Origin of the sequence: Leptolyngbya sp. FACHB-541, assembly GCF_014695875.1 — a bacterium.
Lineage (GTDB): Bacteria > Cyanobacteriota > Cyanobacteriia > Elainellales > Elainellaceae > JAAUTN01.
The window spans coordinates 1-9,557 of record NZ_JACJPC010000126.1 but is presented as its reverse complement, the minus strand read 5'-3'; the positions used below and the strand labels follow the sequence as shown (position 1 = coordinate 9,557).

7 protein-coding genes are annotated in these 9,557 nt (G+C 47.0%); all 7 read left to right on the top strand.

What is annotated here, in order from left to right; translation table 11 throughout:
• A partial coding sequence (locus H6G00_RS27545; RefSeq protein WP_190799172.1) for an AAA family ATPase occupies positions 1–5,721 on the top strand: 5,721 nt, incomplete at its 5' end.
• A 10-nt stretch (positions 5,722–5,731) separates the two neighbouring features.
• Complete coding sequence (locus H6G00_RS27540; protein WP_190799171.1) at positions 5,732–6,103, top strand: four helix bundle protein; 372 nt, start codon at positions 5,732–5,734, stop codon at positions 6,101–6,103.
• Positions 6,100–6,759 carry a response regulator transcription factor gene (locus tag H6G00_RS27535; RefSeq protein WP_199318747.1) on the top strand — a complete coding sequence of 220 codons (660 nt, stop codon included), beginning with the start codon at positions 6,100–6,102 and terminating at the stop codon, positions 6,757–6,759. The genes H6G00_RS27540 and H6G00_RS27535 overlap by 4 nt, the downstream gene beginning before the upstream one ends.
• Positions 6,760–6,977: 218 nt before the next feature.
• A complete protein-coding gene (locus H6G00_RS27530; protein WP_190799170.1) occupies positions 6,978–7,535 on the top strand; it encodes a DsbA family protein in 558 nt (185 codons plus the stop codon).
• A 102-nt stretch (positions 7,536–7,637) separates the two neighbouring features.
• The gene (locus H6G00_RS27525) at positions 7,638–7,994 is read left to right on the top strand and encodes an AraC family transcriptional regulator (RefSeq protein ID WP_190799169.1); all 357 of its coding nucleotides are present in this window, start codon (positions 7,638–7,640) and stop codon (positions 7,992–7,994) included.
• Positions 7,995–8,024: 30 nt separating this feature from the next.
• Entirely contained in the window at positions 8,025–8,984 is a 960-nt protein-coding gene (locus tag H6G00_RS27520; RefSeq protein WP_190799168.1) for a type II CAAX endopeptidase family protein, read from the top strand.
• Between the two features lie 52 nt (positions 8,985–9,036).
• Positions 9,037–9,557: SDR family NAD(P)-dependent oxidoreductase (locus H6G00_RS27515; RefSeq protein WP_190799167.1), on the top strand; the 521-nt coding region annotated here is incomplete at its 3' end.

Below are 9,557 nucleotides of genomic sequence, written 5' to 3'. Positions count from 1 at the left end.
GGACGAATGAACCGGATGCTCGACTATCGCACCGACTTTTATTCCCTGGGTGCAACCTTCTACAAACTGTTGACGGGACAATTGCCGTTTCCCACCCGTGATCTCCTGGAACTAGTTCACTGTCACATTGCTACACCGCCGATTCCCCCGCATGAATTGAACTCGACGATTCCCCAACCTGTTTCAAACCTGATTTTGAAACTAATGGCAAAAAATGCAGAAGATCGTTATCAAAGTGCCTGGGGTATCAAAGCAGATCTAGAGCGCTGTGCCCAACAACTGACGGAAATGGGTCAGATTAACGCCATATCGTTGGGACTGCAAGATGTTTCCGAGCAGTTCCGCATTCCTCAAAAACTGTATGGGCGAGAAGCGGAGATTGCAGCATTATGGGTAGCGTTTGACAGAGTGGCAGGGAGTAAGGCAGTCCGTGAAATGATGCTGGTCTCTGGTTACGCTGGCGTTGGCAAAACAGCATTGGTACAGGAACTCTTTAAACCGATCACAACAAAGCACGGCTATTTTATCTGGGGTAAATTTGACCAATTTGGGCGCAATATTCCCTACAGCGCGATCGTCGATGCCCTGCAAAGATTGGTGCAGCAACTATTGAGTGAACCCAATGAACAGGTGGAAGTATGGCGATCGCGTTTACTCACTGCTTTAGGAAACAACGGGCAAATTATCATAGATGTCATTCCCGAAGTTGAGTTCATCATTGGCAAGCAGCCACCTGTGCCCAAAGTTGGAGCAACTGAGGCACAGAATCGCTTCAATCTCACGTTTCAAAGGTTTATGCGGGCGTTTTGTGCAAAAGAGCATCCCCTGGTCATCTTTTTAGACGATCTACAGTGGATCGATTCTGCGACGTTGAAGTTAATCGAACTCATATTGCTTGACGAGCAAACTCAATCTCTGTTTTTGATCGGAGCCTATCGAGATCATGAAGTATCTCCAACGCATTCATTAATTTTGATGCTGGAGAGCTTGCGAAAGCAGGGTGCAGCGCTTCAAGAAATCACCCTGACTCCTTTAACGCTGGAACCATTGAGTCAGCTGGTGGCTGAGACATTACATTGCAATCCTGATACCGTTCGTTCCTTAGCCCAAGCCGTGTTGCGTAAAACCGAGGGCAACCCTTTCTTTGTGGGTGAATTTTTGAAGCTACTGTATAGCGAAAACCTGTTAACCTTTGATGCCCAACAGTTAAGTTGGCAGTGGAACTTAACTGAGATTGAAGCTCAAGATATCACCGATAATGTGGTGAAGTTGCTGCTGCGTCAGTTGCAAAAATTGCCGGAAGCAACACAGCAAGTTCTCTCCATTGCTGCTTGTGTTGGGTCTGAGTTTGATTTAGAAACGTTGGCGCTTAGCGCAGAGCGCAACTCCGAAGGAACCGTTTGCGAAAAATCACCGAAAGCAATTTTTCAGGATTTATTAGAAGCAATACAAGCGGGATTAATTCAACCTTTGTCTGAATTGGACGAAAATTTGTTGGTTCAAGAGTATAAGTTTCTGCACGATCGGGTGCAGCAAGCGGCTTATGCCCTAATTGATGAGTCGTGCAAACAAGTGGTTCATCTCCAAATCGGTCGTAATTTACTCGAAAAAGCTTCACCAGAGCAACGATTCGATCGACTGTTTACTATTGTGGATCATCTCGATCAAGGAACGGAGCTTGTCACTACTCAACCAGAACGAACTGAAATTGCCAGATTGAATTTAACGGCAGGTCAGAAAGCAAAGGCAGCAACGGCTTATGAAGCAGCTTTTAAATATTTCACTACAGGGCTTAAACTCCTCAATTCAGAGAGTTGGCAGAGTGAGTATGACCTGACCTTAGCGCTGTATTCAGAAGCAGCAGAAGCGGCGTATCTCCAGGGTCGCTTTGATGAGATGGAACAGTTGGTAGAAGTAGTACTTGATCGTGGCAAAACAGTGGTTGACAAAGTGCAAGCTTACGATACCAGAATTCAAGGATATTTGTCACAGGGCAACCTGAAAGAAGCACTAAAAACTGGATCGGAAGCGTTAAAGCTCTTGGGAATAGATTTAATAGAAAATCCAAGTCAGGCAGATGTTCAAAGGGAATTGGAGTCAACGGCTACACTACTCGCTGAACGAGAAATCGAAAACTTGATTAATTTACCAGAGATGACTGCACCAGAACCGCTGGCAGCTATGTCAATCCTGGCGAGTATGAGGTCTGCTGCATTTATCAGGTCACCAGCACTATTCATGCTGATTACTTGCAAAGCGGTAAATTTATCAATTAACTACGGGAATGCCGTCTGGTCATCAGTGTTTTATGCTGGCTACGGGTTTGTTCTATGTGGAGTTGTTCAAGACATTGAATTCGGTTATAAGTTCGGCAAATTGGCTCTGGGTTTGGCAGAACGATTGAATACCAGAGGAAATGCTAGAACCTTAATGTTTTCGAATGTCCATATCATGCACTGGAAGGTGCATCTTAGGAACACAATACCCATGCTGGTTGATGCCTATCAAAATGGAGTGAAAACTGGAGACTTTGAAACTGCTGGTTATACTGCATATTACGTGTGCTATTACTCGTTTCTTGCTGGAGAGGAACTCACCCAACTGGAACAAAAAACAGCAGTTTACAGCAAAGCGGTTGACCAAATTAGACGAGAAAGTCCCTCGAATTGGCTGGCAATATTGCGACAAACTATTCTTAATTTGCAAGATAGACCTGAGGATTCCAGCCGCTTACTTAGTAGGCTACATCATGAAGAGCAGGCGTTATCACACGCTATTGCAGTTAAAGATGGAACTGCAATCCAAATACTCTATTTGCACAAAGTCATGTTGTGTTATCTATTTGGAGAACACCGTCAAGCTGAACAGACTGCTATTTTGGCAAGGCAACATTTTGAAGAGGTGACAGCAATAACGGTTCTACCTATATTCTGTTTCTATCATTCGCTGGTGCTTTTGAGCCTATCGCCTGATGCTTCAAACCCTGAAAAAGCAGCTTGGCTAAACTGTGTTAACGCCAACCAAGAAAAAATGCAGAAATGGGCAGAACACGCCCCAATGAATTATCTCCATAAATTTTATTTAGTCGAGGCAGAGAAAGCGCAAGTCTCAGGGCAATTCTTTGAGTCCGAGGAACTTTACGAACGAGCGATCGCAGGTGCTGCTGAAAATGAGTATATCCAGGAAGAAGCATTAGCTTATGAATTAGCGGCTAAACATTATCTAGCGCGAGGTCGGGAAAAGATTGCTCAGACCTACATGAAAGAAGCGCACTATTGCTACGATCGCTGGGGCGCAACCGCTAAAGTTAAAGATTTAGAAACTCGCTATCCACAGTTCTTTTCTCAGTCGTCTAGAGCCGCTTCCACATCAATTCCTATTACTGCTGAAACTATCACTAATCCCTTCCATACTGCTTTCGATTTAGCAGCAGTGATGAAAGCTTCACAAGCGATTTCTCGTGAAATTGAACTGAAGCAACTGCTGCGATCGCTGATGCAAATTGTAATCGAGAATGCTGGCGCACAAACCGGATATCTGATTTTAGAAAACTCAGGAGAATGGTTGATTGAAGCGGTTTGTGAACTCAATACCGATGAGAATGCTTGTGCGACTCAGGTGTTGCAGTCTATTCCAATTGCCGCTCAGTTGCCAGAATCGATCATTCAATATGTGATTCGGACTCTGAAGCCTGTCACCTTAAATGATGCGACTCGTGAAGGTGCTTTTATTAATGAGCCATATATTCAACAGAACCAACCTCAATCTATTTTCTGTTTGCCGCTGCTGAATCAAGCCAAGCTGGTCGGTGTATTGTATTTAGAAAATCGGTTAGCAACTGGAGTGTTTACACCAGAACGATCGCAGGTCTTGCAGCTATTATCGACTCAAGCAGCGATCGCCATCGAAAATGCCAACCTTTACTCAGAACTGCAGGCTAAGGAAAGCAAGATCGCCCAGTTCCTTGAAGCGATTCCGGTGGGAATTGCGATCGTGGATGCGACGGGTTGCCCTTACTATGCCAACCAATGCGGCACTCAACTCCTAGGTAAAGAAACTGATACTTCCATAGCACCGGAGCAGCTCTCAGAGGCTTACCAGCTTTATGTAGCAGGAACGGATCAAATCTATCCAGCGGAGAGCTTGCCTAATGTTCGGGCATTAAGGGGCGAACGCATCAGGACTGAAGATATAGAAATTCGTCGAGATAATGTCACCATTCTACTTGAGGCACGGGGAACACCAGTTTTTGATCAACAGGGCAATATCACTTATGCGATCGCTACCTTTCAGGACATTACAGAGCGCAAACAAGCCGAGAAACTCCTAGCCGACTACAACTGCACTTTAGAGCAACAGGTCGCAGAACGAACTGCTGCGTTACGACAAAGTGAAGCCAAGTTCCGAACTATCTTTGAAAACTCGCAGGTTGGCATCTACCGAACCCGCACCTGTGATGGATTAATTCTCGATGCCAATCAACGTTTTGCCGATCTGTTGGGCTTTGATTCACCAGAGGAGATCATTGGGCTGGAACACAGCATCGGCTATTTTGTAAATCCCAACGATCGCCAATACGCCATTGAGGTGATGAAGCGGGATGGGGAAATGCGAAGCTTTGAAGTCCAGATGCGAAAACGAGATGGGACGCTGTTTTGGGGACTTTGTTCCTCTTATCTGAATGCAACCGATGATTATATCGAAGGGGTGATGGCGGATATTAGCGATCGCGTTTCAGCAGAAGCAGCGCTGCAAGCCTCTGAAGCAGAACTGCGGGCGCTGTTTTCAGCCATTCCCGATCCAATGTGTATCTTTACTGCTGAAGGGCAAGTGATCTGCGTAACCGAAGGGAATCCATCATACAGAGAGTTGTATAAAGAGGAACTTGTTGGCAAAACACTGCATCAACTCTTTGATAAAGAACAAGCTGATGAATTACTGGGTTACATTCAGCAGGTGCTGAGAACCCAACAAGTCCTCACCGTTGAATACAGCCAGTGGCTATCTGGACGAGAAGCCTGGTTTTCGGCTCGCATTGCACCAATCGACCACGAGCAGGTAATTTGGTTGGCGCGAAATATTACGCTGCAAAAGCAAGCAGAAGCAGCCTCGATTTTGGAGGAGCGCAACCGCATGGCACGCGAAATTCACGACACACTCGCTCAGGCGTTTACAGGTATTCTGGCTCAGGTAGGCGCGGCAAAACAAGTGCTCACGGATGATGTAGAAGCAACTGGGGCACACCTGGATCTGATCAAAGAATTGGCACGAACTGGACTGACTGAAGCCCGGAGATCGGTCGTCGCGCTTCGTCCTCAGCTTTTAGAGGAGGGCAGTTTACAGAGCGCTCTCCATCGTCTCGTCGCTCAAATCAGAACTGCCGCAATGGATACCACTCTACATTATGAGATTGAGGGTGCAGTGTATTCTCTCCCCACTGAAGTCGAGAATAACCTACTACGGATTGGACAGGAAGCATTAACCAATGCGATCAGACACGCCAATGCTGACGAAATTCGAGTGGAGCTAGTCTACGATCGCGACCAGTTTTGCTTGCGCGTGAAAGACAATGGACAGGGCTTTGGAGTTGGCAGTATTCCATCCTCTGAGGGATTTGGCTTACTCGGCATGAGCGAACGGGCAGAGCGCATCGGCGCACAACTCACGATTCGGAGTCAACCTGGACAAGGAACAGAAATTATTGTTGTGGTTGGGGTGTAGGGTGTGGGGTATGGGTACGTTAGAGAGTTATCGTGATTTGGAGGTTTGGAGAGTGTCAATGCGATTGGCAAAGGAAGTTTATCAAGCAACAGAAGCACTACCAAAGCATGAAATCTATGGACTAACTTCACAGATTCGTAGAGCCTGTGTTTCTGTGCCTGCCAACATTGCTGAAGGATATGGAAGGAATCATCGTAAGGAATATCTTCAGTTTCTCGGTATTGCAAATGGAAGTCTCAAAGAACTAGAAACCTTGCTTCTCCTTGCTAATAGTTTAAATTATATTGATGACATTACTGAATTGATGAGTTTGTGTGAAAGCACGGGACGGTTACTCAATCGCCTCCTTCAGAGCCTTCAAAGGGGGATAGACAACCATTGACTACTTCACACCCCACACCCCACACCCTACACCCCACACCCCCGATTCGGGTTCTGATTGCGGACGACCATGCCATTTTTCGGCAAGGATTAGCCACGATTATTAACCGTGACCCAGAGATGCAGGTGATTGCCCAAGCCGAAAATGGGGAGCAAGCGATCGCGCTATTTGGGGAACACCAACCGGATATCACGCTCATGGATCTGCGAATGCCTGAAGTGGAAGGAGTTGCTGCCATCGGTGCAATTTGTGCAACGGCTAAATCGGCTCGGATTATTGTACTGACCACGTATGATAGCGACGAAGATATTTACCGGGGATTGCAGGCAGGCGCAAAAGGATATCTGTTGAAAGAAACTGAACCTGACGAGCTTCTAAATGCGATTCGTACCGTTCATCGGGGTCAGAAGTATATTCCGCCCGATGTGGGAGCAAAGTTGGTACAACGCCTCAGTAATCCAGAACTGAGTGAAAGAGAACTAGCAGTACTCCGCTCGTTGGCTCAGGGGATGAGTAATGCCGATATTGCGGTGGCTTTGAGTATCGGTGAAGGCACTGTTAAATCTCATGTCAACCGGATTTTGAACAAATTAGATGTCAGCGATCGCACTCAAGCGGTGATTGTTGCGGTTAAACGCGGCATCGTGAATTTGTAGGATGTACTTTCGATCGAATTCGGAGTCTAACTTAAGTTAGAGCCAGCCTTCTACTCCGCGATCGCATGGTTACTCTATCAATTTGTACTGTAAAAGTTTTAACTTGCTGTAGGCGACAGCTTGAAGGCGACCACCTATATTGAATTTATGCAAACAGTCATGCAAATGGATCGAGCAAGTAAATTGCACGGTTCTATGCTTGATACAGATGTAAAAAGATGAGCGACGATCGTAGCCACAGTTCTTTACTTGTACCCCCTTCAACTCAAGATTGGATTCAAGGTATTCTGAGTGCCAGGGTAGTGTTGGTGATGTATGGAGACTATCAATGTCCTAGAAGTGCGGACGTTTACAAGCTGATTAAAGCGATCAAACGAGAGCTTAGTGCTGCTTTTGGAGAGGATTACTTATGCTTCATCTTCCGTCATTTTCCACAAACACAGATTTATCCCCATGCTCAACGGGCCGCCCAAGTCGCCGAAGCCGCCGCTGCCCAAGGAAAGTTTTGGTTAATGAGCGATACTTTATTTGACCATCAACAAAGGTTGGAGAACGGTTATCTTGTAGAGTACGCCAATGATTTAGGGCTTGATATCCCTCAATTTCTCAAAGAGTTATCTAAACAAAGGCATATCGAGCGCATCAATGAAAATATTGAAGGTGGATTGCACAGTGGAGTAACAACTGCTCCAGCCCTATTTATCAATAACATTCGGTATACCGAGCGCTGGAAAATAACAGAGTTGATGGCAGCCATTGTCGCTGCAAGTCACTAAGCTCTATTCATATCTGACTTGTTTGTGAGTGCTAGTAAGTGATCGAATGCGCGAGCGCTAGCTTTTGCCTGTTTTGTTGAATAACTTGCCAATTTTTGAACCATGCTAACAACTACAACGTTAACCACTAAATTCAAGCACAAAGGCTTGACGCGCACCCAATTGCAACAAGTACTCGACTACATTCATACTCACCTCGACCGAGACTTGTCACTGGCTGAACTTGCAGAGACTCTTAATTTTAGCCCGACTTACTTTGCCACCGCATTCAAACAAGCGATTGAGGTTTCTCCACACCAATACGTAATTCAACAGCGGGTGGAACGAGCAAAATTGATGCTCTCGAAAACAGATTTAGCGATCTCCGACATTGCTTTACAAGTTGGTTTCTCCAGTCAAAGCCATCTGACCCAACAGTTTAAGCGAATCACTGGAATGACCCCAAAACAGATTCGCTAACTCCATCACGCACGAGTCAAGGAGGCAAGGATGAAGTTCAAAGCAATCACAGGAAAGCAGGGAAGCGGAACGGACGTGAAAGACGCGACTTACGTGGAGGCTGCGAGGTGGGGGAAGTATCGGGGATGGCGGTATGTTCTGGGACTGGTGGTCATCCTCTTTGCGTGGCTGGTGGTCGGGACTGGTGCCAGCGTACTCGTCGCATTCGCGTTCAGCGGACAGATGGATTACACCGTGCTTGCTCCTTTCGGGAAGTTCCTGTTTGTTATGGTAGGCTTCCCATTTTTCCTTGCGGGGGTTCTGATCGCCGTTACCCTTATCCACCGTCGTCATCCCCTGACGCTCGTCACGGCGCAGAAGAAGATAAGCTGGCACCGCGTCGTCCAGGGGTTTGTGGCGTGGTCGATTCCATTGTGTCTGATAGGCGTACTGGGGCAATACCTCTTTTACCCCGACACCTTTTCCTTCAACTCCGACCTCGCAACGTTCGCGCTCTTCATACCACTGGTACTGGTCTTCACCGCGATCCAAACCACTACCGAGGAGCTTTTCTTTCGTGGATACATCGTGCAGGGCGCGAGTGTTATTTGGAACAACCGTATCTTTCTGGCGATCGTGTCAGCCGTGGTATTTACCCTACCGCACCTCCTCAACCCGGAAGCGCAGGCAGGTGGCTGGCTCACGGTCTTTTCCAACTACTTCCTCGTTCCGGGTCTGTTGTGGACTGTAGTCTCGTTGATTGACGGAACTACTGAACTCGCCATTGGCGTACACTTCGCCAACAACATCATCGGCTTCCTTGCGATCGACGCACCTGGAACCGCCGTGACCGTGCCGGCTCTGTTCACACTCAGCGAGTTCCACGCGACCTACGTGGCGCTATCGGCGCTGGTGATAATCCCCATATTCCTAGCGATCGCCTACAAGGTGTTCAAACGCGACGAGGCGTCCGAACTCGTTTCCCAAAGCGATCGGATTGGTGGTCGGTGATCTCGTCAGTTCGTTGCTGAAGGTCAATCGTCATTGAAACAGGAGAAACAGAATGATACTGCAAGATAAAGTGGCGTTAGTGACTGGTGGCACATCGGGAATTGGCAGAGCAACCGCGATCGCGCTCGGTGCTGTGGGTGCAAAAGTCGTATTCTCCGGTAGACGGGAGGTAGAAGGTGAAGAAACTGCTGCACTGATTCGCGATACCGAAGCAGAGTGCCTTTTTGTGCGATCGGATATATCCGATGAAGCAGAAGTTCAAGCTTTAGTCGAGAAAACGACCCTTGCGGTATCTGCGAAGCAGCGCGCCACCTACGGCAGACTCGATTGTGCCTTTAACAATGCTGGGATTGAGCCTTCTCTCAAACCACTGCACGAACAATCGATTGAGGATTTTGACAAACTGATGTCGATTAATGTACGGGGGCTGTTCTTGTGTATGAGATACGAGATTCAACAGATGCTCAACCAAGGATCAGGTGTGATTATCAATAATTCGTCAATGGGTGGGTTAATTGCGTTTCCAGGAATATCTCCCTATATTGCCAGCAAACACGCGGTAATGGGGCTGAC

What these genes read in the sequence shown, in the direction of transcription:
- H6G00_RS27540 (WP_190799171.1), top strand. Translation starts at nt 5,732, where the DNA reads ATGGGTACGTTAGAGAGTTATCGTGATTTGGAGGTTTGGAGAGTGTCA.
- H6G00_RS27530 (WP_190799170.1), top strand. Translation starts at nt 6,978, where the DNA reads ATGAGCGACGATCGTAGCCACAGTTCTTTACTTGTACCCCCTTCAACT.
- H6G00_RS27525 (WP_190799169.1), top strand. Translation starts at nt 7,638, where the DNA reads ATGCTAACAACTACAACGTTAACCACTAAATTCAAGCACAAAGGCTTG.
- H6G00_RS27520 (WP_190799168.1), top strand. Translation starts at nt 8,025, where the DNA reads ATGAAGTTCAAAGCAATCACAGGAAAGCAGGGAAGCGGAACGGACGTG.